This is a genomic window from Thalassococcus arenae (assembly GCF_019104745.1).
Taxonomy (GTDB): Bacteria; Pseudomonadota; Alphaproteobacteria; order Rhodobacterales; family Rhodobacteraceae; genus Thalassococcus_B; species Thalassococcus_B arenae.
Window position 1 is genome coordinate 1,298,301 of the sequence record NZ_JAHRWL010000001.1, and the last position, 26,198, is coordinate 1,324,498.

The following is a 26,198-nucleotide window of genomic DNA, read 5'->3' on the forward strand; positions in this document are numbered from 1 at the left end:
GTTCAGGCGCTCCAGAGCGCCTTGTCTCCCAGTTTTTTCAGAAACTCGGCATGGGCTGCCTTTTCGTCGTTCGTCAGGCGTGCGGGCAAAGGTTCGGGCCGCGGGCCCGGGCGCCAGGTTGCATCGCTATTCGACTTCTGCGACCGGCCGCCCGGTGTGGTCAGCGCGAAATCCGGCTGCTTGCCGCCGATCAATTCAAGATAGACCTCGGCCAGGATTTCACTGTCGAGAAGTGCGCCGTGTAACGTGCGCGAAGAATTGTCGATACCGAAACGCCGGCAAAGGGCGTCGAGGGAAGCGGGGCTTCCGGGAAACCTTCTTCGGGCGATTTCGAGCGTGTCGACAGCCTGGTCGTTGGGCAGTGGGGCACGATCGACCCAGCGCAACTCGGCGTTCAGGAACTTCATGTCGAAGCTCGCGTTGTGAATTATCAACTTGGAATCTTGAACGAATTCCAGAAAATCATCGACGATCGCTGCAAAGACCGGTTTGTCGCGCAGAAAATCATCGCCCAACCCATGAACTTCGAACGCTTCCTGCGGCATGGCGCGTTGGGGATTGATGTACTGATGGTAGGTCTTGCCGGTGGGCACGTGGTTGAACAGTTCGACCGCGCCGATCTCGACCACACGGTCGCCGCTTTCTGGATCAAAGCCCGTTGTTTCGGTGTCGAGGACAATTTCACGCATTCTGGAACCGTCGTTTGATATCTGCGAGCACAGTCTGGACCTGCGACCGCGCATGCTCAAGGTTGTCGGTTTCGATGATGTAGTCTGCCCTGACCATTTTCTCGTCGTTGGGCATCTGGCGGGCGAGGATCCGCTGCAGATCCGCTTCGGTCATGTTTCCGCGATCGAGGACCCGGGATTTCTGCGTCTCGGCGTCGATCGTCACGCAAACCGTGGCATGCATGTCCTTGTCGGTCCCGGTTTCGAACAGAAGCGGAATGTCGAAGACGACGATTCCGTCAGGATGGTTGTTCGCGAAATCTTCGCGGTCTTGCCGGACGAGCGGGTGTACGATCGCTTCGATGCGGGGCAGGGCGGTTGGGTCTTGGGCGATGATGCGGCGAAGCGCGTCACGGGATACCGCACCATCGGCTACGGCATCGGGAAACGCTGACCGGATTGCTGTGACGGCCGACCCGCCACGAGCATAAAGGCGATGAACGGCCGCGTCCGCATCCCAGACCGGGCATCCCAGTTCGTGAAAGAGTTGGGCTGTCGCCGATTTGCCCATGCCAATGGAACCGGTCAAACCGATGCGTATGGTCATCTCAGGACAGCGGCGCGCGCTGTTTCATCCACATCGGGACGTTTTCCGAACCACCGTTCGAATCCGGGCACGGCCTGGTGAAGCAACATGCCCAGCCCGTCGACGGTAACGCATTTGGCCTGTTCCGCTTCGCGCAAGAGCCTTGTTTGCAACGGTGTATAGACAAGATCGCAAACTGTCGTGCCGGCACGTAGACCGTCGAGCGGCACCCGGAATTCAGGTTTGCCGACCATGCCGAGCGATGTCGTATTGACAACGGTCGCCGCGTCGTCGAGCACGTTTCCGGCCTGGACCCAGTCGACGACCGTGATGCGATGACCGAATTCGTCGCGCAGGTTTTCGGCACGCAATCGGGTGCGATTGGTCAACCGGATTTCCGGAGCGCCGACATCAAGCAGGGATGCGACGACCGCCCGCGCGGCGCCACCCGCGCCGAAGACCACAATCGGACCCGCCGCAGCGCGCCACTTCGGCGCGGATTGCCGGAGGTTTTCGATGAACCCGTAACCGTCGGTATTGTCGGCATGGATCTTGCCATCCTTGCGGAAGATCAGCGTATTCGCTGCACCGATTAGGGTTGCCCGATCGCTGATCTGATCGGCGATGTCCATCACCTGTTCCTTGTAGGGAATAGTGACATTGACACCGACGAAACCGATCTCGGGAAGCAAGCGCAGCGTATCGGCCAGCCGCGCTGCCGGCACGTCCATCGGGATGTAGTGACCCGGCAATCCGTACTTGCGCAACCAATGCGCATGAAGACGGGGTGACTTGGAGTGGGCAATGGGTGATCCGATCACGCCGGCCAGGGGAATGCGATCTGGGCTCATGCTGGGATTGTTCCGGTGAGGGACAGATTGTTGAGGAGCGGCAGTAACGGCAGACCAAGAATGGTGAAATGGTCGCCGTCGATCCGGGCAAAGAGCCGCACGCCTTCCTCCTCGAGCTTGTAGCCACCGACCGAGGATGCGACGGAAGGCCAGTTCCGATCAAGGTAGGCGTCGAGATAAGCATCCGAAAAGCGACGCATCGTCAGGCGGGCGGTGTCGACGTGGCGCCAGACAGGATTGCCGTCGCGATAGAGAACCGCTGCCGAATGCAGACTGTGTTGACGCCCCCGCAAAACAATCAATTGGTCGCGGGCCTCGTCCCGGGTTTCGGGTTTGGAGAGGACGGTGTCTTCAAACTCGAGAACCTGGTCACAACCAAGAACAAGCGACTGCGGATGGCGTGCGGCGATCTTTCGTGCCTTGCTTTCGGCCAATGCGTCGGCGATGTCACGCGCCGTCGCGCCTTCGGCACGCAGTGAGGCCTTCACGGCGTCTTCGTCGATCCGGGGCGAATCGATATCGAAGGTCAGCCCTGCCGACGAGAGCATTTGAGCGCGGATGTGCGACCCGGATGCGAGGATCAAAGCAGTTTTCATGGGGTGAATTTGTGGAAAACCGGGGTGAATGTCTGTCGGTTGTTCTGGGGAATAAGCGGGTGGGTTGCAAGCCGGTGGAGTGTATGCGGGTTTTTCCGCCTGTTCCGCTCGTTTGCGCATCTCGGGAAAAGGAAAACCCGATCACGTGGAACGAAAGGCCCGAAGCTGAGGTTTCCGACAGAATACCAACAAAATGGCTTAGACTGGTTTATCTTGTTAACATATTGATTTATATTCTTTTTTTCTAGAATTCTCCTGTCGATGCCTTGTTTGATCCAGAGCAATTTCCACATCTTGACGCCTGTGGACCGATCTGTGTGGACTTCGTTAATCCACAGGATCAGAGCAGACTAGAACCAACAAATACTCTTTTTCTTTCTCATTCTTTTATTGGTTCCCGTGGCCAGTGCTGCGCGATTGACAGGCTGTGCTCCGACGTTTAGGTCGGGGATGCCTTCGGTCCCGAAGGTCGTCTCCTTAATGAACGCGCTAAGCCGGACCTGGTCCGCGAGAGGTCATGCCATGATCATTGAAAAGCTGAACCTTGCCGATCTGAAGGCAAAGAGCCCCAAGGATCTTCTGGCTATGGCCGAGGAACTTGAGATCGAGAACGCCTCGACGATGCGCAAGGGGGAGATGATGTTCCAGATCCTGCGCGAGCGGGCGGACGAGGGTTGGGACATCTTCGGTGATGGCGTCTTGGAGGTGCTTCAGGACGGCTTTGGTTTCCTGCGGTCGCCGGAAGCGAATTACCTGCCTGGTCCGGACGACATCTATGTCAGCCCGGAAATGATCCGAAAATACTCCTTGAGAACCGGTGATACGATCGAGGGAGAGATCAAGGCTCCTGATGAGAACGAACGCTACTTTGCCCTGGTTTCGGTAACGAAGATCAATTTCGAGGATCCCGACAAGGCCCGTCACAAGATCGCGTTCGACAACCTGACGCCATTGTATCCGGACGAACGGCTGAAGATGGAAATCGAGGATCCGACGATCAAGGATCGATCGGCCCGGATCATCGATCTAGTATCGCCGATCGGAAAAGGTCAGCGCAGCCTGATCGTGGCGCCGCCGCGGACAGGGAAAACGGTTCTTTTGCAGAACATTGCGCATTCGATCGAGAAGAACCATCCGGAATGCTATCTGATCGTGCTGCTGATCGATGAACGACCGGAAGAAGTGACGGACATGCAGCGTTCGGTAAAGGGCGAGGTGATATCTTCAACGTTCGACGAACCGGCCACGCGGCATGTGGCGGTCAGCGAGATGGTGATCGAGAAGGCCAAGCGACTGGTTGAACACAAGCGGGACGTGGTCATTCTGCTTGATTCGATCACGCGACTGGGACGCGCGTTCAATACGGTTGTGCCATCGTCGGGAAAGGTATTGACCGGCGGTGTTGATGCCAATGCGTTGCAACGTCCCAAAAGGTTTTTCGGTGCCGCACGGAACATCGAAGAGGGTGGATCTCTGACCATCATCGCGACCGCGCTGATCGATACCGGCTCGCGCATGGACGAGGTGATCTTTGAAGAATTCAAGGGTACCGGCAACTCGGAGATCGTGTTGGACCGCAAGGTTGCCGACAAGCGTGTGTTCCCGGCGATCGATATCCTGAAGTCGGGAACCCGGAAGGAAGATCTGCTTGTCGACAAGATCGATTTGCAGAAAACGTTCGTGTTGCGGCGCATTCTGAACCCGATGGGTACGACCGACGCGATCGAATTCCTTTTGTCGAAGCTCAAGCAGACCAAGACGAACTCGGAATTCTTTGACTCGATGAACAGCTAAAGGCGCTTGGAGGCGACTTTGGACACGATCTTTGCGCAGGCAAGTGCGCCTGGAAAGGCGGGCGTGGCCGTCATTCGTGTGTCAGGGCCACTGGCGTTTCAAGCGGTCGAACATCTTGCGGGTGACATACCGAAACCGCGATACGCAGCATTGCGGAAACTGAAAACCCCTGGTGGCGAGGTGATCGACGAAGCGTTGGTGCTTTGTTTTGCGGAAAACGCCAGCTTCACCGGAGAGCGGGTCGTCGAGTTCCAGCTGCACGGGAGCATCGCCGTCGTGGCGTCGGTAATGGGCGAGTTGACGGTTCTGAAGGGGTTTCGGCCCGCCGAGCCGGGTGAGTTCACGCGGCGGGCTTTGGAGAACGGCCGATTGGATCTCGCGCAGGTGGAAGCTCTCGCGGATTTGATAGATGCAGAGACGGAAGCACAGCGTGAACAGGCCATGCGACTGTTTTCCGGTGCCCTTGGCCAAGCGGTTGCCGTCTGGCGCGACAAGCTGATCCATGCGCTGTCGCTTTTGGAGGCCACGCTTGATTTCGCCGATGAGGAGGTGCCCGTTGATGTCACACCGGATGTCTTGGGTTTGGTGACCACCGTCAAGGAAGACGTCGAACGCGAACTTCGAGGTTATTCTGCCGCTGAGCGAATACGCAGCGGGTTCGAAGTGGCGATCGTCGGCGCTCCGAACGTGGGGAAATCCACTTTGCTGAATCGTCTCGCGGGCCGTCAAGCCGCGATCGTTTCAGCGGTAGCGGGAACGACGCGAGACGTGATCGAAGTGAGGATGGATATCAAGGGCCTAGCGGTGACGTTTCTGGACACGGCTGGGCTGAGAGAAACCGACGATGAGATTGAGGCGATCGGCGTCGATCTGGCCCGGCGCCGTGCCGCGAACGCGGATCTGCGTGTTTTCCTGGTTGATGACTCGGTAGCAACGGGCATTGTTGCGCAACCGGATGATATCGTGGTTCGATCGAAAATCGACCTTCGTGGCGGCGAGGGGATCTCAGCGGTCACTGGTGAAGGTATCGATGCGCTCTTGTCGCGGCTGCATGGTATACTTGTTCGGAGAAGCGCGAATGCTGGACTTGTCACACGGGAAAGACACCGCGCAGCTATGATTGATGGGCAGCAACGCCTAGGTAACGCGTTGGCACTGCTTGCTCGGGGTCCAGATGTGTATGACCAGGTGGCGGAGGAACTTCGTCTTGCTGTGCGACGACTGGCGCATGTAATGGGTAAGGTGGATGTCGAGGACATCTTGGATTCGGTCTTCAATCGCTTTTGTCTTGGGAAGTGAGGAGTGTTTCACGTGAAACACGGTGGCTTCGATGTTGTGGTAATCGGTGGCGGTCACGCTGGAACAGAAGCGGCGGCGGCTGCCTCTCGGATGGGTGCACGGACCGCGCTGGTCACGTTCCAAAAGGACGATCTTGGTGTGATGTCGTGCAACCCGGCGATCGGAGGGCTTGGGAAGGGCCATCTTGTACGGGAGATCGACGCGATGGACGGCCTGATGGGTCGTGTCGCGGATCGCGCCGGCATTCAGTTTCGCCTGTTGAACCGGCGCAAAGGTCCGGCTGTTCAAGGCCCTCGCGCACAAGCAGATCGTCGCCTCTATCGCGCAGCGATGTCAGAAGAAGTTCTCGCGTTACCTGGCCTTGCTGTCGTTGTCGGAGAAGTCGTGGATATCGTCCCGGCGGGTCAGCTGTCATTCCGCGTGATCCTGGCAGACGGGTCGGAGGTTGCAGCGCGCACCGTCGTTCTGACCACGGGAACTTTCTTACGTGGGACGGTTCATATCGGCGATCGTTCGTTTACCGCGGGAAGGATGGGCGCGCAGCCATCCAATCGGCTCGCAGATCGCTTGCGGGGGTTCGATCTGCCGTTTGGGCGGCTCAAAACCGGTACTCCCCCACGACTGGATGGTCGTACGATTGCCTGGGATCAACTTGAGATGCAGCCTGGCGATGACGAACCAGTGATGTTTTCGTTCCTGTCCAAAGCACCCGTGGCCCGGCAAATCAGTTGTGGCATCACGCACACAAACCCTGCGACACACGAGATCATAGAAGAAAACCTAGCGCGTTCTGCAATGTACGGTGGTCGGATCGCCGGCGTCGGTCCGAGATATTGCCCATCGATCGAAGACAAGGTCGTGCGCTTTGCGGACAAGAACGCGCACCAGGTTTTTCTGGAACCGGAGGGTCTGGACGATCACACGGTATATCCGAACGGGATATCCACGTCTTTGCCGGAAGATGTGCAGGTTCGATACGTTCGGACGATGAAAGGCTTGGAGCGCGTCGACATTCTGCAACCCGGTTACGCAATCGAATATGACTACGTGGATCCGCGTTCTCTTGACAGCCGACTAAGCCTCATGTCCTGCCCTGGCTTTTTTCTCGCGGGGCAGATCAACGGCACCACCGGCTATGAGGAAGCTGCGGCGCAAGGTCTTGTGGCGGGATTGAACGCTGCGGCCATGGCCGCGGATCGCGATCAGGTGGCTTTCAGCCGTGCCGAGTCATATATCGGTGTGATGATTGATGATCTTGTGACGAGGGGAGTCACCGAGCCGTATCGGATGTTCACATCGCGAGCCGAGTTTCGTCTCACACTGCGCGCGGACAATGCGGATCAACGTCTGACGCCCATGGCAATCGACTTGGGTGTGGTTAGCGATCGCCGAAGAACGGCGTTCGAAGAAAAAATGGAGAAGTTGAACGCGGCCAGGGTTGTTCTGCGGGAAACAAGATTTTCGCCTTCCGAGCTCTCCGCTTTGGGTGTTGAGGTGAACAAGGACGGCCCACGCCGCAGTGCGTACGAACTTCTATCTTTCCCTGATGTTACGTTGCCTGCTTTGACCAGTCTCGCGGCAAGTCTGGATCAGATCGAACCAGTCATCGGCGAACAGCTGGAGCGCGAGGCTCTCTACGCGAATTACCTCGATCGTCAGGCGCAGGACATCGATGCGCTGCGACGCGAAGAGCGCACCGTCATCCCGCGCGACTTCGATTATCTGGGGATGTCGGGTTTGTCTAAGGAACTTCAGTCGAAATTGGTATTCCACAAGCCGGAAACACTGGCACAAGCCGGAAAGATCGACGGCATGACACCGGCGGCGCTGGCGCTTATCTTGGCAAAGTTGCGTCAATCACGCCGCAAATCGGCATGACGTCACGCGCACTTGCAACGGACGTTTCACGTGAAACACAAGACAGGTTGTCTACCTTCGTCAAGCTGTTGAAAACGTGGAATCAAGCAATCAACCTGGTTGCCCGCACGGATGAGCATGATCTCTGGACGCGGCATGTCGCGGATTCGCTGCAGGTTTTCGAACTCTCCCCCGAGACCAAGCAGAGCTGGCTGGATCTGGGCAGCGGCGGTGGTTTCCCTGGGTTGGTTGTCGCGATCGTCGCTGCCGAGAAGCAACCAGACCTGTCCGTCACCCTGATCGAAAGTGATGCCAGGAAGTCCGCGTTCCTGCGGACGGTCGTTCGCGAAGCCGGCTTGAAAACCACGGTGTTGCCTACCAGGATCGAACGCGCATCTCCGCAGGGCGCAGACGTTATCAGCGCTCGCGCCTTGGCAGCTTTGACCAAGCTTCTCGGTCTGGCAAGCCGTCATGGAACGCCGAACACCACCTATCTTTTTCCCAAGGGCGAAAACTGGAAAAAAGAGATCGCGGAGGCGCAGAAGACGTGGCGTTTCAATGCCGAGCCAATTACAAGCAGAACCAACGAAAACGCCGTGATCCTGCGCTTGAAAGAGGTGATCCATGTCTGATCCGACACGACCGCCGGGCCCGAAAATCATTGCGGTCGCCAACCAAAAAGGTGGGGTTGGCAAAACCACCACCACGATCAACCTCGGCGCGGCCTTGGCCGAACTGAACCTGAAGGTTCTGGTTGTCGACCTGGACCCTCAAGGAAACGCGTCCACCGGACTTGGTGTCGAACCGGAAGATCGGCAGCACACGACATACGATCTCTTGACCGGCGAGCGCGAACTCGCAGAAGTCGTGAAAGGCAGCGATATCGAAAACCTCAGCATTGTTCCTGCCAATGTCGATCTGAGCTCTGCCGACATCGAACTGATCTCGAACGCCAAGCGCAGTTTCCTGCTACATGACGCGCTTAGGCAGACGGCCATGGATCGGTTCGGTTTCGACTATGTGTTGATCGATTGCCCGCCGTCGCTCAATCTGCTGACCGTCAATGCGATGGTCGCCGCGCACTCCGTTCTTATCCCGCTTCAAAGCGAGTTTTTCGCGTTGGAAGGTTTGTCGCAGTTGATGCTGACATTGCGCGAAATCCGCCTGTCCGCGAATCCCGACCTTCGCATCGAAGGCGTGGTCCTCACGATGTTTGATCGCCGAAACAACCTGTCTCAGCAAGTCGAGGCCGACGCGCGCGCAAATCTTGGTGAGGTGGTCTTCGACACCGTCATTCCCAGAAATGTACGCCTCAGCGAAGCACCGTCCTTTGCGCTGCCCGTCCTGCAGTACGACGGACAATCGAAAGGTGCGCAAGCGTATCGCGCGCTTGCCGCCGAGCTGATCAGAAAAAACCAGAAGATAGCGGCATAAAGGCAGGAGTTTCCTTTCATGGCTCAGAGCAAGGATACAAGGCGCGGACTTGGTCGCGGCCTGTCGGCGCTGATGGCGGATGTCGACCCCAGCGGCCGATCAGACGAACAGTCTGACTCGGCACGGCGGCCCGAAAGAACCATTCCGATTGAAAAGATCGTCCCCAATCCCGATCAGCCACGCCGCGCATTCACATCGGAACAGCTTGAGGAACTGGCAGAATCGATCAGGGCAAAGGGCGTTCTTCAACCTCTGATTGTGCGAGAAAAGCCTGGAAACCCAGAGCTGTACGAGATCGTCGCCGGCGAACGCCGATGGCGGGCCGCGCAGATCGCCAAGCTGCACAGCCTTCCGGCGATCCTTCGCGATTATGATGACACCGAAGTGCTGGAAGTGGCGATCATCGAGAACATCCAGCGTGCCGATCTGAACGCCATCGAAGAAGCCGCGGGATATAGGCAACTGATGATGAAGTTCGGCCATACTCAGGAAAAAATGGCCGAAGCCCTGGGCAAGAGCCGTAGCCACATCGCCAACCTGCTTCGGTTGCTCAATCTCCCGGAGTCCGTCCAGGCCATGGTCAGCGATGGCCGCTTGTCTGCAGGGCATGCCCGGGCGCTGGTAACCGCCCCCGATCCGGAAGCCCTCGCAAAGCAGATCGTCGCAAAAGGATTGTCCGTTCGAGACGCCGAGAAGCTCGCCAAACGATCGGGAGAGCCTGCGACTCGCGACGCAAAGCGAAAGTCCGGAATTTCGTTCGACAAGGATGCCGACACCAAGGCACTCGAGGGGGATCTCACCGCGGCACTCGGCATGCGGGTTTCCGTCGATCACAAGCCAGGCGGCGAAGCGGGTCGCGTCACGATCACATACGACACGCTCGAACAACTCGACGCCTTGTGCATGGTACTCAGTTCGGGGCGTTAGTCAGGAGCCAACTCCGCAACAAGTCTATTCAACAGCAAGCGACCTCTTTGCGTTGCCCGCACGCATTGGCCGGAACGCTCGATCAGACCCTGATCTTCAAAAAAGACCAATTTTTCGTCCGTCAGGGCTTCCGGATGCATGCGCCTTGCGCGATCGACGTTCACGCCTTCCGAAAGGCGCAGACCCATCATGATGTATTCGGTGCTTCGCTCTTTCATCGACAGCAGCGAACGTTCCACTTCGGTTCGGCCGGTTGCCGCACGCGCCAGCCAGTCGTTCGGCATCCGGGCGGCGACCGTGGCAAATCTGTGTTCGCCCACCGTGATACGACCATGCGCACCCGGGCCGATGCCGACATAATCACCGTTGCGCCAATAGATCAGGTTGTGCCGCGACTCTGCGCCAGGTCGCGCGAAATTCGACACTTCATAGGCTGAAAACCCATGTGCGCGACACATATCGACCGTCATGTCGTAGAAATCGGCGGATAGATCCTCGTCCGGTAATCCCGGCAACCCTCCGGCCTTGGCGCGCGCCCAGAAGGCCGTACCGGGTTCAATCGTCAACTGGTACAGGGACAAATGATCGACGGCCAACGACAACGCTTCGCCCAATTCGGTCTCCCACTCGTCGAGTGTCTGGTCCTGCCGGGCATAGATCAGATCGAAACTGACGCGATCAAAAGCTTTCCGCGCAACGGAATAGGCCTCTTTGGCAGCCTCCACATCGTGCAGCCGACCCAGTCGCTTCAGGTCACGCGGCACCAAGGACTGCACGCCCAACGAAATCCGGTTCACCCCTGCATCGGCATAGTCGGAAAACCTCGCGATTTCGACGCTGCGCGGGTTTGCCTCTAGTGTGATTTCGATATCATTGGCCCAACGCCACACCGTCCGGCTGGCCGACAAAACGGCGTCCACCGTTTCCGCGGACATCAAAGAAGGTGTCCCGCCGCCGAAGAAGATCGAGTTCAGAACACGGTCTGGAACCTGTTCGGCATAGCGCCTCAGTTCGCCAACAAGCGCGTCCGCCCAGGGTTTTTGATCGGGAACATTCTGGACGTGGCTGTTGAAATCGCAATATGGACACTTGGCCTCGCAAAACGGCCAATGGACATAAAGGCCGAAACCGCCCTCGCGCCAATCGTCACGCAAAACAGCCCGCCACCAGCTTTGCAAAGGCATCGGCCCTGTGACTGATCCGGTTCTTTTCCCACCGGTCCATCTCGCCAAAGGTCAAGTCGTACCCATCGGGTTGAAATACCGGATCATACCCGTGACCTTGCGTCCCACGCATCGGCCAAACGATCCGACCTTCCATCACACCCGGAAACACCTCGTCGTGGCCATCGGGCCATGCCAGGACAAGAGTGCAGCAAAACCTGGCCGTCCAGGGCTGCGAGGCACCAGTTGCCAACAGCGCATCATGTGCCCGCGTCATCGCCAGATCGAAGTCCCGACCCGTCTCTGTCTCGGCCCAATCTGCCGTATATACCCCAGGAGCACCGTCAAGAGCGTCGATCTCGATCCCGGAATCATCGGCCAAGGCTGGCAGCCCTGTCGCCTTGGCCGCGGCATGGGCCTTGATCCTCGCGTTTTCCACGAACCGCGATCCGGTTTCCTCCGGTTCCGGCAATCCCAGTTCGGCCGCGCCCCTGACCGAAATCCCGAAAGGCGCGAGCAGATCGGCGATCTCTTCCAGCTTCCCCTGGTTATGGGTTGCAACCAAAAGTTGATCGCCGTCGAACCGACGTGTCATGCCACGGCCGCTTTCTGAACGGCGACCAGGTTCTGAACGCCGAGATCTGCGAGACCCATCAACGTGTCCAGTTCTTCTCGTGAAAACGCAGCACCTTCCGCCGACATCTGCACTTCGATCAATCTCCCGTCTCCACGCATGACGAAATTTCCGTCCACACCCGCTGCGCTGTCTTCCGGGTAATCCAGATCCAGGACCGGCTGCCCAGCGTAGATACCGCAACTCACTGCCGCTACAGGAGAAAGAAGCGGGTCCGAAAGCACATCTCCCGCCTTCATCAGCTTGTTGACGGCCAGCCGCAAGGCGACCCAACCGCCGGTGATCGCCGCACATCGCGTGCCCCCATCGGCCTGGAGGACATCGCAATCCACGGTGATCTGCCGTTCCCCAAGCGCCACACGGTCGACACCGGCGCGCAACGAACGCCCGATCAGCCTCTGGATTTCCACGGTGCGGCCACCCTGTTTGCCCGCGGCCGCCTCGCGGCGCATGCGCGAACTGGTCGACCGGGGCAACATGCCGTATTCCGCCGTCACCCAACCCAAACCGGAACCCTTGATGAAGGGTGGAACGCGCTCCTCGAGAGATGCCGTACACAAGACATGGGTGTCACCGATCTTGATCAGACAGGATCCTTCTGCGTGTTTGGTAACGTCCGTATCGATTGAAACGGCGCGCATCTCGCTTAAATCTCGTCCCGACGGTCTCATGTTGTTCCTTTCTGCGGTTGAGCCCGGGATAGACGCGCCGGCCCGTGTCGCGCAACCCCGATTGACGATCGGTCGCGGGGTCATTTAATGGCAGAGGTCCGAGGGTTTGCTCACATGGATGCCAACACGCTGCTCAGCCAATTGAACGACCGCTCGCGAGAGGTGTTTCGACGCGTGGTCGAAGGCTATCTGGATTCCGGCGAACCAGTCGGTTCGCGCACCTTGTCCCGTACCCTGACCGAAGGCATTTCAGCGGCCACGATTCGGAACGTGATGCAGGATCTGGAGTATCTCGGTCTGCTTGACAGTCCGCATGTCAGCGCCGGACGCATACCCACACAGCTTGGCCTGCGCCTTTTCGTCGACGGTTTGCTCGAAGTGCGTGATCTCGACCAGGAAGATCGGGCCGCGCTGGATGCCACGCTTGGAGACCAGCGCCGAGACGTCGGCGATCTGCTGGACCAGGTCGGATCGGCATTGTCCGGCGTGACCCATGGCGCGTCGCTTGTCCTGACGCCCAAACACGAGGCGCCGCTGAAGCATATCGAGTTCGTGAGCCTCGGCCATGATCGCGCCCTGGTGGTCATTGTCTTCGCCGATGGCCATGTCGAGAACCGGCTTTTCACGCCACCCCCGGGACAAACCCCCAGTTCGATGCGCGAAGCCGCGAATTTTCTGAACGCGCAGGTCGAAGGCCGCACGCTCAGCGAATTGCGCCAGGTGATGGTCAGGGAAATCGCGCAGCGCCGGCAAGAACTCGACACGCTGGCCGCAGATCTCGTCGAGTCGGGCCTTGCCCTGTGGTCTTCCGAAGATGACAGTTCGGCCCGTCTGATCGTGCGCGGCCGCGCCAATCTGTTGGAACACGAAGCCGTTGACGAGGAGCTTGACCGGATCCGCAGCCTGTTCGATGACCTCGAACGCAAACGCGACATCGCCGAGTTCCTCCAACTGGCAGAAGAAGGCGACGGTGTGCGAATTTTTATCGGTTCGGAGAACAAACTTTTTTCGCTTTCGGGTTCCTCTTTGGTCGTCTCTCCGTATATGAACGCTGATCGAAAAATCGTGGGCGCGGTCGGAGTCATCGGACCCACGCGCCTCAACTATGGCCGTATCGTCCCGATCGTGGACTACACGGCCCAACTGGTCGGAAGATTGATCACCGATCGGAGTCAAAGGTGAAACATGGCAGAGCGGACCGAAGACGACACTTTTCTGGATGACGTGGATCAGGCCGAGGCCGAAGCGATGGCACATGACCAGGAAATCGACCCGGTAGAAGCTGAACTGGATGCGCTCCGCGCCGAACGCGACGAGTTGAAAGACCGCATGTTGCGCGCGCTTGCGGATGCCGAAAACGCCCGAAAGCGTGCCGACAAGGACCGGCGCGAAGCGCAGGCCTATGGCGGGTCGCGCCTGGCGCGCGATTTGCTGCCGGTCTACGACAACCTGCAAAGGGCATTGAATGCCGCCCGCGACGAAGGCGACAAGGTCTCGACCGCGCTGGTCGAAGGTGTCGAGCTGACGCTGCGCGAATTGCTGAACGTGTTCGACAAGCATGGTGTCACCCGAATCGCTCCCGAGGTCGGCGAACGGTTCGATCCGCAACTGCACGAAGCCATGTTCGAAGCCCCGGTTCCCGGTACGCGTGCTGGCGACATCATCCAGGTCTCGGCAGAAGGGTTCCTACTCTATGATCGCTTGTTGCGCCCCGCGCAGGTCGGCGTCAGTTCGACCCCCGGAAAATAGACGCTAGCTTTTCAAAAGCGCCTTGAGATCATACAGCGCCTGCAAGGCTTCTCGCGGTGTCATTTCGTCTGGCAGCAACGCGTCCAGCCGGGTTTCCAGCTCGACTGGTTCGCGTTTGGGCGGCGGCTGTTGCGGAACCTGCGCCGCGAACAAGGGCAGGTCATCGATAAGCGCCTTTGGCGCGCTGCGTTCGCGGTCGCCTTGTTCCAACGCGTTCAGAACCACGCGGGCCCGTTCGATCACCGGCTTGGGCAGGCCGGCCAGTTGCGCGACCTGAACCCCGTAAGACCGGTCTGCCGCCCCATCATGCACCTCGTGCAGGAAAACCACGTCGCCGTCCCACTCCTTGACGGCCACCGTGGCGTTGCGCACACCGTCCAGCTTTCCGGCAAGGGCGGTCAATTCATGGTAATGGGTCGCGAAAAGCGCCCGGACCCGGTTCACGGATTGCAGATGTTCGAGCGTCGCCCAAGCGATCGACAGCCCGTCATAGGTGGCTGTTCCGCGCCCGATCTCGTCCAGGATCACCAGTGCGCGGTCATCCGACTGGTTCAGGATGGCGGCGGTTTCGACCATTTCGACCATGAAGGTCGATCGCCCGCGCGCAAGATCGTCCGACGCGCCGACCCGGCTGAAGATCTGGCTCACCAACCCGACATGAGCCGAGCGCGCCGGCACGAATGATCCCATCTGCGCCAGAAGTGCAATCAGGGCGTTCTGTCTCAGATATGTCGACTTGCCAGCCATGTTGGGGCCGGTCAAAAGCACGATCGCCGAATCCCTGTCACCCGCGCTCAGATCGCAATCGTTGGCGATGAACGGGGTACCCGAGGGTGCCAGCGCTTTTTCGACCACCGGATGGCGACCGGCCTCGACGTGAAAGGCCCGGCTTTCGTCCACCACGGGCCGGCACCAGTTCTGCGATGCTGCAAGCTCTGCCAAAGCAACGGCAAGATCAAGCTCCGACAACGCCGAAGCTAGATCCGACAACACGTCGGCTTGTTCAAGGACTGCGGCTTTCAGGCCATCATAGAGCCGCTTTTCGATTTCAAGCGCTTCGCTGCCCGCATTCAGAATTCGGGTCTCCAGTTCTGACAGTTCCAACGTTGTGAACCGCACCTGGTTGGCCGTGGTCTGGCGATGGATAAACGTTTCGCTCATCGGCGGCGACATCATCCTGTCCGCATGTGTCGCCGTCGTTTCGATGAAATAGCCCAGCACGTTGTTGTGTTTGATTTTCAGCGAAGCGACTCCGGTCAGCGCGCTGTACCGCCCCTGCAATTCGGCGATGATGCTGCGCCCTTCGTCGCGCAAACGCCGGGCTGCATCCAGGTCGGCGTCGAATCCCGGCGCGACAAAGCCGCCGTCCCGAACCAGCAACGGCGGTTCGGACACGAGGGCGGCGTCCAATTGCGCCATCAATGCATCGTGACCGACCAATGCTTTTGCCGCGGAAACCAGAAGGTCCGGCAATTTCGGCATTTCCAGGGACTGATTCAGCACCCTGGCTTGGCCAAGCGCATTGCGGATCGCCGCAAGGTCCCGAGGTCCGCCACGATCCAGCGACAATCGAGACAAGGCACGGTCGATATCCGGGACCTTGCGCAGCTCTGCCCTCAATCCCGATCCCGCCCCCAAGGCCCATTCCACGGCATCCAACCGGGCACGAATGACCGCAAGGTCTCGGGACGGCGAAGCAAGACGCCGTTCCAACAATCGACCGCCGCCAGCCGTGACCGTGCGATCGATCACCGAAAGCAACGATCCCGTGCGCCCTCCGTTCAGCGATTGCGTCAGCTCCAGGTTCCGGCGTGTCGCGGGATCGATCTGCATGACCCCCGAAACCGTTTCCTTGCCCGGCGGACGCAAGAGCGGCAGTCGCCCCTTCTGCGTGATCTCGAGATAGTCGACCAGCGCGCCCATGGCGGACATTTCGGCACGGTCGAAACCGCCGAATCCCGCCAGCGTCTGGACGTCGAACAGCTTGCACAACCTGTCCTCGGCATTGGCCGAGTCGAACGAGGCCCCGCCGAGGATGGTCGGCTGCACTTCAAGGTCGGACAACACCGCGCGCAAGTCTTGCTCGGTCGATTCCGTTGTCAGCAATTCCGAAGGCGAAAGCCGTGCGAGCTCGGCGCCGATACGGGCACGGCCCAAGCGCATTACCCTGAAAGCGCCCGTCGAAATATCGCACCAGGCCAGCGCCCAATCGTCTCTGACGCAGCTCAGGGCAGCCAGATAATTGTGCCGCCGCGCATCCAGCAGGGATTCTTCGGTCAGGGTGCCAGGCGTGACAAGGCGCACCACGTCGCGCCGTACAACCGACTTCGATCCACGTTTTTTCGCTTCAGCCGGGCTTTCCATCTGCTCGCAGACCGCGACGCGAAAGCCCTTGCGGATCAGGGTCAGCAGATAGCCTTCGGCGCTGTGCACCGGGACACCGCACATCGGGATGTCTTCGCCGGCATGCTTGCCCCGCTTCGTCAGGGCGATATCCAGCGCTTCGGCCGCCGCCGCCGCGTCGTCGAAGAACAACTCGTAGAAGTCGCCCATCCGGTAGAACAACAGCGCGTCGGGGTATTGCGCCTTGATCTCCAGATATTGCGCCATCATCGGCGTCACAGCCGTTGTGTTAGCGTTCACGAGCCTTTCCCCATCCGGTTCGACGTGACATTAAGGCCGGCGACACGGCGGTGAAACCGGAATTTCCCGCACGCAACCAGAGGCCCAGATGTCCAAAGTCAAATTCACCCGAGAAGAGGCGCTGGCCTTTCACCTCGAACCCACACCCGGCAAGTGGGAGGTGCAGGCCACCGTGCCGATGACCACCCAAAGGGATCTGAGCCTGGCCTATTCGCCCGGTGTTGCGGTGCCATGCGAGGATATCGCCGAAAACCCCGAACTGGCCTACGACTATACCAACAAGGGCAACCTTGTGGCGGTCATCTCGAACGGCACCGCGGTTCTGGGCCTCGGCAATCTCGGTGCGTTGGGCTCCAAGCCGGTGATGGAAGGCAAGTCGGTGCTGTTCAAGCGCTTCGCCGACGTGAACTCGATCGATATCGAACTCGACACCGAAGACCCGGAGGAATTCATCAAGGCGGTGCGGCTGATGGGCCCGACCTTCGGCGGCATCAATCTCGAGGACATCAAGGCGCCGGAATGTTTCATCATCGAACAGACGTTGAAGGAGCAGATGGACATCCCGGTCTTTCACGACGACCAGCACGGTACCGCGGTGATCTGCGCCGCCGGACTGATCAACGCGCTGCACCTGTCGGGAAAGAAGATCGAGGACGTGAAGATCGTCCTGAACGGGGCGGGCGCTGCCGGTATCGCGTGCATCGAACTGCTCAAGGCGATGGGTGCGCGGCACGATAACTGCATCGTCTGCGACACCAAGGGCGTGATCTATCAGGGTCGCACCGAAGGCATGAACCAGTGGAAATCCGCCCATGCCGTCAAGACCGATCTGCGCACCCTCGAAGAGGCGATGATCGGCGCCGACGTCTTCCTTGGCGTCAGTGCGAAAGGCGCGGTGACACCGGCGATGGTCGAAAGCATGGCCGACAATCCGGTGATCTTCGCCATGGCCAACCCCGATCCGGAAATCACGCCCGAAGAGGCGCACGAAGTCCGGATGGATGCCATCGTCGCCACAGGGCGCAGCGACTATCCCAACCAGGTCAACAACGTCCTGGGTTTTCCCTATCTCTTTCGCGGCGCGCTCGACATCCATGCCCGCGCGATCAATGACGAGATGAAGATCGCCTGCGCCCAGGCCCTCGCCGAACTGGCGCGCGAAGACGTTCCCGACGAGGTGGCGCTGGCCTACGGGCGCAACCTGTCCTTCGGGCGCGACTACATCATTCCCACCCCGTTCGATCCGCGGCTGATCCATCGCATCCCGTCCGCCGTTGCGCGGGCCGGGATGGACACTGGCGCGGCGCGGCGTCCGATCATCGACATGGACGCCTACGAACAAAGCCTGAAATCGCGGATGGACCCGACCGCGTCGATCCTGCGCGGCATCAACGCCCGTGCCCGGGCCGCGCAGGCCCGGATGATCTTTGCCGAAGGCGACGATCCCCGTGTCCTGCGTGCCGCGGTGATGTACCAGCGCTCTGGCCTCGGCAAGGCGCTTGTCGTCGGGCGCGACACGGATGTGCGCGACAAGCTCGAGGCAGCAGGGCTCGCCGACGCCGTGCGCGAAATCGAGGTCGTCAACGCGGCCAATACCGGCCATCTCGATACCTACAAGGCGTTTCTCTACGACCGGTTGCAGCGAAAGGGGTTCGATCGCTCCGACATCCACCGTCTGGCTGCCCGCGACCGGCATGTCTTTGCCGCGCTGATGCTGGCGCATGGACAGGGTGATGGTCTTGTCACCGGGGCGACCCGCAAGGCCGCCCACGTGATGAACCTTATCAACCACGTCTTCGATGCCGACGCCCAAAACGGCGCGGCAGGGGTTACCGCGTTGCTGCACAAGGGCCGGATCGTGATGATCTCGGACACTCTGGTCCATGAATGGCCGGACGAGAACGACCTGGCGACAATCGCCGAACGCGCGGCCGGCGTGGCGCGGGACCTCGGTCTTGAACCGCGCGTCGCCTTTGTCAGTTTCTCGACCTTTGGATACCCGATGTCGGAACGGGCCGAAAAGATGCACAAGGCGCCGCGTGTTCTGGATGCCCGCGGTGTCGATTTCGAATACGAAGGCGAAATGACCGTCGATGTCGCGCTGAATGTCCGTGCCCAGGCTGCCTATCCGTTCCAGCGGCTGACCGGCCCTGCCAATATCCTGGTGGTACCGGCGCGGCACTCGGCGTCGATCAGCGTCAAGCTCATGCAGGAAATGGCGGGTGCCACGGTTATCGGCCCGATCCTGGCTGGTGTCGACAAGCCCATCCAGATCTGTTCGACCAACATGACCGCCAACGATATCCTCAATATGGCGATCCTGGCGGCCTGCAAGGTCGGCTGAGCCGATGACCGTCTTCAACCTCGGCTCGATCAACGCGGACCTGACATATCGCGTTCCCCATCTTCCGCAGGCAGGCGAAACGCTGGCCGCGGTGTCGATGACCCGCGGACTGGGGGGCAAGGGCACCAACATGTCGGTTGCCGGGGCGCGCGCGGGCGCGCGGGTCGTCCATATCGGGGCGGTCGGTTCGGATGGCGCCTGGGCGGTCGAGCGGCTGACGGAATATGGCGTCGACACCCGGCACATCGCCCGCTTGGACCTGCCGACAGGCCACGCGATCATCGCGGTCGACGATGCAGGCGAAAACGCGATCCTGCTCTATCCCGGCGCAAACCGCGCGATTCCGATCGAAGCTGTCCGGCGCGCACTGGAGGAGGCGACGGATTCGGATCTGTTTGTCTGCCAGAACGAAACCAGCCTTCAGGCCGAGGCTGCGGAAACGGCTTCGGCGCGGGGTATGCGTGTCGCTTATGCCGCTGCGCCCTTTGACGTGGCATCGGTTCGGGCGCTGTTGCCGATGCTCGATCTTTTGGTTTTGAACGCGGTCGAAGCGCAGCAATTGACCGCAGCAACCGGGCTGGAACCGCAGGCGCTGCCGGTTCGCGATGTGGTCGTGACGCTGGGATCGAAAGGCTGCCGCTGGATCAACACCGATACCGGGGCCGTGCAGGATCTGCCTGCTGTTCCCGTGAAGCCGGTCGACACCACCGGCGCCGGCGATACCTTCACGGGATACCTGCTGGCCGGTCTCGATCGGGGCATGCCGATGGAACAGGCTCTGCGCCTGGCCAGCAAGGCGGCAGCGATCATGGTGACCCGCCTTGGCACGGCAGATGTGATCCCCGATCTCAAGGACGTCCAGGATTTCGGCTGACGCGCCGACCGTCACGGGGATTGCCGCAATGCGGGCACGCGGCTAGCCTTGGCCATGACCTCTATCCGCCTTCGATTGCTGCTGCTGGCGCTTCTGCCGCTGATCGTGCTCATGCCCTTGCTGCTGCTATTGGGCATGTCGCGCTGGACGTCGGATTACGACAAGGTGCTGATCGCGAATGTCGAAAGCGATCTGCGGATCGCCGAACAATACCTCGCGCGGATCGTGACCGATACCGGAAGCGATCTCAGCGGTATTGCCGAGTCGGCCGAGTTTTCCGCCATTCTGGCCAGATCCGAGACTGATCGTGTCGCGTATTTCGATACGAAGCGCCAGGAATTGCAGCTCGATTTCCTGTATTTCGTTCCGATAGGGCAGGTGGCGGAACTCGCACGACGCTGGCCGGTCGTGGCGGCGGCGCTGTCCGGTCGGCTTGATAGCCAGATCGACATCTTTTCAGCCGAGGAGTTGTCGGCCTTGCCCGGAAATCTGGACGCGAGGGCCCGGATCGACTTGATCGAAACCGAAGCCGCGGTGCCGACCAGGCGGGTCGTCGAAGATCGCGGCATGGTCGTGCACGCCGCTGCGCCGGTGGGTATCGCGGGGCAACGCGGTGTTCTGGTCGGCGGCATCCTGCTGAACCGCAATCTGCAATTCATCGATACGATCAACGCGCTGGTCTACCTCAACGCGGTTACCGGGGGCGACCGGCAGGGCACCGCGACGCTGTTTCTCGAAGATGTCCGGGTATCGACGAATGTTCGCCTGTTCGAGGATGTCCGAGCGCTGGGCACCCGTGTCTCGGCCGTTGTGCGTGGCGCGGTGCTAGACGAAGGCCGCACCTGGCTCGACCGCGCATTCGTGGTCAACGATTGGTATATCTCGGGCTATCTGCCACTGACCGACAGCTTCGGGCAGCGCGTCGGGATGCTGTATGTCGGTTTTCTGGAAGCGCCGTTCACTGCCGCCAAGAGGCGGGCCTTTTTCGCGATGATGGCTGCCTTTCTTGCGGTGATCCTGGTTTCGGCACCGGTCTTTCTGTGGCTGGCCAAGGGTATCTTTGCGCCGCTGGAACGGATGACGCAGACGATGAACAGCGTCGAACGCGGCAATCTTTCGGCGCGCAACGGCGATGTCGGGTCGAAAGACGAAATCGGCCAGGTCGCCAACCATCTCGATCGTCTTCTGGACGACGTCCAGGATCGCGACAGGAAACTTCGTGCTTGGGCCGACGAACTGAACGCCCGGGTCGAAGAACGCACCGCCGAATTGCGGGATGCCAACGAAAAGCTCGAAGCGACCTTCAAGCAGCTTGTGATGTCGGAAAAACTCGCCTCGATCGGCGAAATCACCGCCGGCGTGGCGCACGAGATCAACAACCCGGTCGCCGTGATCCAGGGCAACGTGGATGTGATCCGCCAGACGCTTGGAGACGGCGCCGCGCCGGTCAAGACCGAACTGAACCTGATCGATCGCCAGGTCACCCGGATCGAGGCCATCGTCGGCAAGCTGCTGCAATTCGCCAGACCCAGCGAGTTCTCGGGCAATGACGAAACCGTCGCCCTGACCCCGGTGGTGTCCGATTGCATCGTGCTGGTCGATCACATCCTGTCGAAAAAGGCGATCACGGTTGAAACCGATCTGACGGATCTGCCGCCGGTACGGATCGATGCCGGCGAGATGCAGCAGGTCGTCATCAACCTTTTGGTCAACGCGGTGCAGGCGATGGGCGACGAAGGCACGCTGACCCTGACCCTGTCGCCCGAGTCACGCGACGGGATCCGCGGCGCCTGCCTGACCGTCCGCGATACCGGGCCCGGCGTACCCGAGGACAAGTTGACCAGCGTGTTCGACCCGTTCTTCACGACGAAACAGGCGGAAGGCACCGGGCTGGGCCTGTCGATCAGCCAGACACTGATACAGCGCGCCGGTGGTATCATTTCGGCCCGGAACCTGCCTGATCGTGGTGCGGAATTCCGCGTCTGGCTGCCACTTGCCGATCAGGGTGAACTGGCGGCACAGTGACCCGCTAGGCGCCCCATGCCGCCATCTTGCGGTCGATCGTCTTTCTCGACACCCCCAGCCGACGCGCCGCCTCGGCCCTGTTGCCGCCGCAGCGATCCAGCACGTGCAGGATGTGGCGCTGCATCACCAGGTCCAGATCCTCGACGGCCTTTTCACCAGTGACCGTGCCGTGACCCGCGAATTCATCTGGAAAGGCGCCCAGGATCACCGAGCGTTCGATCAGGTTGCGCAATTCGCGCACGTTTCCGGGCCAGTCGTAGCGCCGCAGTTTCAGCAACGTCTCTTCGTCCAGGTCCAGCGGCGGCATCCCCAGTGTCGTGGCGAAGTGACTGGTGAAATGCGCGGCCAATTCGACGATGTCGTCCGCCCGATCGCGCAACGGCGGCATCTCGACGTTGACGACATTCATCCGATGGAACAAATCCGCCCGAAATCGACCCTGTTCAACCGCATCTTGCAGGTTTGCGTTGGTGGCGAACAGGAACCGCAAGTTCAGCGGGATGTCGCGTTCACCGCCGACGGGCCGGATGCGTTGGTCTTCCAGAACACGCAGCAATGCGGCCTGCACCTGTCCAGGCATCTGTGCCACCTCGTCGAGGAAAAGCGTGCCGCCATCGGCCAAAAGCAGCAGACCGGCCTTGCGCGTTTCGCCATCATCGATCAGGCCGAACAACTCGTGTGCGATGCGGTCGGGCGGCAAGGCCGCGCAATTGATCGCGACGAACGGTTTTTCGGCACGGTCCGACAGCGAATGCAGCGTCCGCGCGGCGATTTCCTTGCCTGTACCGCTTGCACCGGTGAACAAGACCGGGGTCGGCAGCGGTGCCAGTTTGTGCAACATCCGCCGCACCGCGCTCAAAGCCTGCGAAGTGCCCAACAGCGTGCCACGTCCGGCAAGACCGTCGACCGACAGTTCATGACGCAACAAAGTGTTGTCCCGGCGCAGGTTCTTGCGGTCCAGCGTGCGGGATACGGCGTTGAGGATCTGGTTGGCGCGGAACGGCTTCAGGACGAAATCGCTGACACCTGCCCGCAATGCCTGGATCGCGGTTTCCAGGTCGGCATAGGCGGTGATCAGGATCGTATCGGCGAAGAAACCCAGCCGACGTTGTTCCGTCACCCAATCCAGCCCCGTCTTGCCGGGCATGATGTTGTCCAGCACCACCAGGTCGAAATGCGCCTCGTCAAGCCGGGCCGTAGCCTCGGCCGGAGACGCCGCCTGTTCGATCCGCTTGCAGCGCGGTCCCAGGATCTTGGTCAGGAAATTCCGCATGCCCGGTTCGTCGTCGATCACCAGGATCGACGCGCCCGACAGGTTCGGACCGTAGTCGTCAGCGGTGGCGGCAGTCATCGGCGGGGTCACTCGAGGCGGACATTGGCCCCTGAATAGACCTCCTGCGAAGAAAAGCCCATCTCACCCAGGGCAAAATGGGCGGCGAACGCGATGACGACCACTCCTGCAAATCCTGCCCACATGGCTTTCATCATGTCACTCCTTCTTGGTGGCGGACCTGAGGAACGCGATCAGGTCGGCCCGGTCTTCGTCGCCTGCGATGATCTGCATCGGCATTTTCGATCCCGGAATATAGTGATCCGGGCCAATGTCGAACAGCGCATCGATCGTGGCATCGGACCAGACGATGTCTGATCCATCCAGGGTTTCGGAATACCGATATCCCGGAACGGTGCCGGCGCGGCGGCCGAAGACGCCGTGCAGCGTGGGTCCCGCCTTGCGAGACGGGCCCGGTTCGAGCGCGTGGCAGATCGAGCATTTGCGCATGAACTGCCGTTCGCCGTTTGGCATGGTCTCGGCGTCGCGCAGGAACGACCGCGCGCCGACTATTCCGGGTTCGAACCTGTCAAGCAGCGCGACCGGCCAGGCAAACACGACATCGTCCAGCCCACCGGCATAGATGGTCTGTCCGTCGGGCGAAAAGGCCAACGCCCAGACCGGACCTTCGCGCGCGGCGCGAAAATCGCGCACGATCCGTCGCGCGTCGGTGTCGACGATCATGATGAACCCTTCGCCGTCGCCGACCGCCAGTTGCCGGCTGGCATCGTGATAGGCCAGGGCAAGGATCGGGCGGCGTTCCAGCGTGAAATCGGCGATCTCGGCGCCAGAGGTTACGTCGACCAGCCGCGTCACCCCGTCGACGGCGCCGTAGGCCAGCCAGCCTTCGGTCTCGTTGACGACGACGCGGGTGACGGCAAAGCCGTTCGACACCAATACCCGCGACGTCGATCCGTCATCTTCCCAGACCCGCACCGTGCCGTCGCTCGACGCGGAATAGAGCCGGTTTCCATCTTCGGAAAAGGCCACGGCGTTCACGCCGGATTCGTGATCGGTCAGGTCCTTGCGGGCGGCTTTCCAGGACCCCGACGCAGCCTGCCGGTCCACCTCCCAAAGGCCGATCGTTCCATCCCAGGACGCGGTGGCGATGGTCTTGCCATCCGGGTTCGTCGCGATGTCCAGGATCTTGCCCTTGTGGGCGCCCAGCCGGGTGCCGGTTCCGCCTTCCCAAAGCCAAAGCGCGAAATCGTCTCCGCCCGAAAGCACGACGCCCGGCTCGAGATAGGCAACCGCCGCGACGGCTGCATCGTGGCCTTCAAGCCAGTCGGGTTCGGAACCCGACCAAAGCCCCACCGCATTGTCGAAACTGGCGCTGGCAACGGTTCCGTCGGGCGCAACGGCGATATCCATGATCGGTCCGCCGTGGCCCTTGAGCGTGGCGAAATCCTGCGCCGCCAATGGGGCGGCGCAGCCAATCCAGAACGCAGCGGCGATCATCCGCATCGCCGTCACTCCGCAGGGGTCGCGCTTTCCGGCGCCTTGCCCTTTTCCGCGGCCTCGCGCTCTTTCAACTCGTCCAGCCACAACGAATGGTGCTGGTGGGCCCAGGCTTCGTCGACCTCGCCGCTGCCCATGGCGGCAAATGCGCCTTCCATCCCGATCGAGCCGATGTAGATATGCGCCAGGATGATCGCCATCAAAACAAAGCTGACGATGGCGTGCCAGGCCTGGGCCAACTGCATTTCCTCTTGCGGCGCCAGCTCAGTCGGCAGCGGTGCGATGCCGATCAGGCCCGGAATGCCGAGGTCGTTCAGCACGGTGAAGGTCTTGGCGAACAACGGCAGCTCGAACGGAAACAGCAATGACAGGCCAGAAACCGAAATCGACCCGCCCAGCAGGATGACCGACCAGAAGATGATCTTTTGTCCGCCGTTGAATTTCTTGGCCGGCGGGTGCGCGTGTCCGATGATGCCGCCCGCCTGAGCGAACCATCTGAGATCGGTCCGGTCGGGGATGTTGTGCCAGACCCACATGACGAAGATCATCACCAGTGCCACGATGAAGGCCCAGGCGATGTTGTTGTGAACCAGTTTGGACCAGGTCAGCAATTGGGCGTTCACGTCCTTGCCCAGGTAGGGCGCGATGTAGTCGCGGCCGTATTTGACGAAGAGCCCCGTCAGGCCCAGCAGGATGAAGGACCCCGCCAGCAGCCAATGGGCGAACCGTTCGACGGATTTGAACCGCGTGACGGTGCGTCCGGTCATGTCTTCGTCCAGGGTGATCTTGCCGCGCAACAGGTAGAAAAGCAGCAGCCCCACAATCGTGACGATCAGCAGGCCTCCTCCGTAGGTGGCCAATGGTCCGCTGCGGAACTCGTACCAGGCCATGCCGCCATCCTGCACCAGCACCTTGGCCACGTCGCCGCCGGCAGATACCGATACGTCGGCATTTCCGTAGCGCAGCGCACGCCAGACCTCGCTGTCTGACGCGCCGCCCAACGTGCCCAGCTGGCTGGCGATGCCCGCGGCGCTGTCGGGGTCGCCGGTCGCATCACGGCGGAAACTGTCATCCACCTTTTCGCCGCGCTGGCGGGCCAGGATATCCTCCAGCGTTTGCGCGCCGCCCGTGGCCGATCGGTCGGGCGGGGGCGCGGCGGTATCCTGTGCGGAACCGGGAACCGGCAGCGCAAGAAGGGTCAGCAGAAGAAGGGCCATAAGATGACGCATCATGGTCATGCTCCTGTTTCCGGAAACTCTTTGGACGGTGCGTTGAAAACGCACCCTACATCGGAT

At 60.6% G+C, this 26,198-nt stretch carries 23 protein-coding genes; 11 read left to right on the forward strand and 12 right to left on the reverse strand.

Annotated features, from left to right (window positions below; genetic code table 11):
• Positions 1-2: 2 nt before the first annotated feature.
• The 4 genes from dnaQ to KUH32_RS06465 are packed head-to-tail and all read right to left on the reverse strand — an operon-like array spanning position 3 to position 2,701.
• A complete protein-coding gene (dnaQ, locus tag KUH32_RS06450) occupies positions 3-689 on the reverse strand; it encodes a DNA polymerase III subunit epsilon (protein WP_217777217.1) in 687 nt (228 codons plus the stop codon).
• Entirely contained in the window at positions 682-1,275 is a 594-nt protein-coding gene (gene coaE / locus KUH32_RS06455) for a dephospho-CoA kinase (protein ID WP_217777218.1), read from the reverse strand. The genes dnaQ and coaE overlap by 8 nt, the downstream gene beginning before the upstream one ends.
• Complete coding sequence (locus KUH32_RS06460; RefSeq protein WP_217777219.1) at positions 1,272-2,105, reverse strand: shikimate dehydrogenase; 834 nt, start codon at positions 2,103-2,105, stop codon at positions 1,272-1,274. Before KUH32_RS06460 ends, coaE begins: the two co-directional genes overlap by 4 nt.
• Positions 2,102-2,701 carry a Maf family protein gene (locus KUH32_RS06465; RefSeq protein ID WP_217777220.1) on the reverse strand — a complete coding sequence of 200 codons (600 nt, stop codon included), beginning with the start codon at positions 2,699-2,701 and terminating at the stop codon, positions 2,102-2,104. The genes KUH32_RS06460 and KUH32_RS06465 overlap by 4 nt, the downstream gene beginning before the upstream one ends.
• Positions 2,702-3,223: 522 nt before the next feature.
• On the opposite strand from KUH32_RS06465, the gene rho reads away from it, so the two are divergent.
• From rho to KUH32_RS06495, 6 genes are read left to right on the forward strand one after another with little or no spacing between them, the layout of a single operon-like run.
• The gene (gene rho, locus KUH32_RS06470; RefSeq protein WP_217777221.1) at positions 3,224-4,495 is read left to right on the forward strand and encodes a transcription termination factor Rho; all 1,272 of its coding nucleotides are present in this window, start codon (positions 3,224-3,226) and stop codon (positions 4,493-4,495) included.
• A gap of 18 nt (positions 4,496-4,513) precedes the next feature.
• Positions 4,514-5,794 (forward strand): tRNA uridine-5-carboxymethylaminomethyl(34) synthesis GTPase MnmE, encoded by a 1,281-nt coding sequence (mnmE, locus tag KUH32_RS06475; protein ID WP_217777222.1) that lies wholly within the window; start codon positions 4,514-4,516, stop codon positions 5,792-5,794.
• Positions 5,795-5,797: 3 nt separating this feature from the next.
• Positions 5,798-7,672 (forward strand): tRNA uridine-5-carboxymethylaminomethyl(34) synthesis enzyme MnmG, encoded by a 1,875-nt coding sequence (mnmG, locus tag KUH32_RS06480; protein ID WP_217777223.1) that lies wholly within the window; start codon positions 5,798-5,800, stop codon positions 7,670-7,672.
• The gene (gene rsmG, locus KUH32_RS06485; protein WP_217777224.1) at positions 7,669-8,283 is read left to right on the forward strand and encodes a 16S rRNA (guanine(527)-N(7))-methyltransferase RsmG; all 615 of its coding nucleotides are present in this window, start codon (positions 7,669-7,671) and stop codon (positions 8,281-8,283) included. Before mnmG ends, rsmG begins: the two co-directional genes overlap by 4 nt.
• Positions 8,276-9,085: a ParA family protein gene (locus KUH32_RS06490; protein WP_217777225.1), complete on the forward strand. Its 810-nt coding sequence runs from the start codon at positions 8,276-8,278 to the stop codon at positions 9,083-9,085. The genes rsmG and KUH32_RS06490 overlap by 8 nt, the downstream gene beginning before the upstream one ends.
• Before the next feature lie 18 nt (positions 9,086-9,103).
• A complete protein-coding gene (locus tag KUH32_RS06495; RefSeq protein WP_217777226.1) occupies positions 9,104-10,012 on the forward strand; it encodes a ParB/RepB/Spo0J family partition protein in 909 nt (302 codons plus the stop codon).
• On the opposite strand, the gene hemW is transcribed toward KUH32_RS06495, so the two are convergent.
• The 3 genes from hemW to rph are packed head-to-tail and all read right to left on the reverse strand — an operon-like array spanning position 10,009 to position 12,480.
• Entirely contained in the window at positions 10,009-11,196 is a 1,188-nt protein-coding gene (gene hemW, locus KUH32_RS06500) for a radical SAM family heme chaperone HemW (protein WP_217777227.1), read from the reverse strand. The two genes, KUH32_RS06495 and hemW, sit on opposite strands and share 4 nt — an antisense overlap.
• A complete protein-coding gene (gene rdgB, locus KUH32_RS06505; protein ID WP_217777228.1) occupies positions 11,159-11,770 on the reverse strand; it encodes an RdgB/HAM1 family non-canonical purine NTP pyrophosphatase in 612 nt (203 codons plus the stop codon). The genes hemW and rdgB overlap by 38 nt, the downstream gene beginning before the upstream one ends.
• Positions 11,767-12,480, reverse strand: coding sequence for a ribonuclease PH (gene rph / locus KUH32_RS06510; RefSeq protein WP_217777229.1), 714 nt, complete (start codon positions 12,478-12,480; stop codon positions 11,767-11,769). The genes rdgB and rph overlap by 4 nt, the downstream gene beginning before the upstream one ends.
• Positions 12,481-12,594: 114 nt before the next feature.
• Here rph and hrcA point away from each other — a divergent pair, with 114 nt between their 5' ends.
• On the forward strand, positions 12,595-13,662 hold the full coding sequence (gene hrcA / locus KUH32_RS06515) for a heat-inducible transcriptional repressor HrcA (RefSeq protein WP_217777230.1): 1,068 nt from the start codon (positions 12,595-12,597) through the stop codon (positions 13,660-13,662).
• Positions 13,663-13,665: 3 nt separating this feature from the next.
• Entirely contained in the window at positions 13,666-14,229 is a 564-nt protein-coding gene (locus tag KUH32_RS06520; RefSeq protein ID WP_217777231.1) for a nucleotide exchange factor GrpE, read from the forward strand.
• Positions 14,230-14,232: 3 nt separating this feature from the next.
• Here KUH32_RS06520 and mutS read toward each other — a convergent pair whose 3' ends face one another.
• The gene (mutS, locus tag KUH32_RS06525; RefSeq protein ID WP_217778334.1) at positions 14,233-16,842 is read right to left on the reverse strand and encodes a DNA mismatch repair protein MutS; all 2,610 of its coding nucleotides are present in this window, start codon (positions 16,840-16,842) and stop codon (positions 14,233-14,235) included.
• Between the two features lie 118 nt (positions 16,843-16,960).
• Here mutS and KUH32_RS06530 point away from each other — a divergent pair, with 118 nt between their 5' ends.
• The 3 genes from KUH32_RS06530 to KUH32_RS06540 are packed head-to-tail and all read left to right on the forward strand — an operon-like array spanning position 16,961 to position 22,115.
• Complete coding sequence (locus tag KUH32_RS06530; protein WP_217777232.1) at positions 16,961-19,216, forward strand: NADP-dependent malic enzyme; 2,256 nt, start codon at positions 16,961-16,963, stop codon at positions 19,214-19,216.
• Positions 19,217-19,220: 4 nt separating this feature from the next.
• Positions 19,221-20,090 carry a ribokinase gene (locus KUH32_RS06535; RefSeq protein WP_217777233.1) on the forward strand — a complete coding sequence of 290 codons (870 nt, stop codon included), beginning with the start codon at positions 19,221-19,223 and terminating at the stop codon, positions 20,088-20,090.
• A 54-nt stretch (positions 20,091-20,144) separates the two neighbouring features.
• The gene (locus KUH32_RS06540) at positions 20,145-22,115 is read left to right on the forward strand and encodes a sensor histidine kinase (RefSeq protein ID WP_217777234.1); all 1,971 of its coding nucleotides are present in this window, start codon (positions 20,145-20,147) and stop codon (positions 22,113-22,115) included.
• 4 nt (positions 22,116-22,119) lie between these two features.
• On the opposite strand, the gene KUH32_RS06545 is transcribed toward KUH32_RS06540, so the two are convergent.
• Genes KUH32_RS06545 through KUH32_RS06555 form a run of 4 tightly spaced genes read right to left on the reverse strand, consistent with a single transcriptional unit; the run spans position 22,120 to position 26,135 of the window.
• On the reverse strand, positions 22,120-23,466 hold the full coding sequence (locus KUH32_RS06545) for a sigma-54-dependent transcriptional regulator (RefSeq protein WP_217777235.1): 1,347 nt from the start codon (positions 23,464-23,466) through the stop codon (positions 22,120-22,122).
• Between the two features lie 8 nt (positions 23,467-23,474).
• Entirely contained in the window at positions 23,475-23,603 is a 129-nt protein-coding gene (locus KUH32_RS18555) for a hypothetical protein (RefSeq protein ID WP_284438318.1), read from the reverse strand.
• A 1-nt stretch (position 23,604) separates the two neighbouring features.
• Complete coding sequence (locus KUH32_RS06550; protein WP_431358178.1) at positions 23,605-24,909, reverse strand: c-type cytochrome; 1,305 nt, start codon at positions 24,907-24,909, stop codon at positions 23,605-23,607.
• Between the two features lie 5 nt (positions 24,910-24,914).
• Positions 24,915-26,135 (reverse strand): formate dehydrogenase subunit gamma, encoded by a 1,221-nt coding sequence (locus tag KUH32_RS06555; RefSeq protein ID WP_217777236.1) that lies wholly within the window; start codon positions 26,133-26,135, stop codon positions 24,915-24,917.
• Positions 26,136-26,198: the final 63 nt, after the last annotated feature.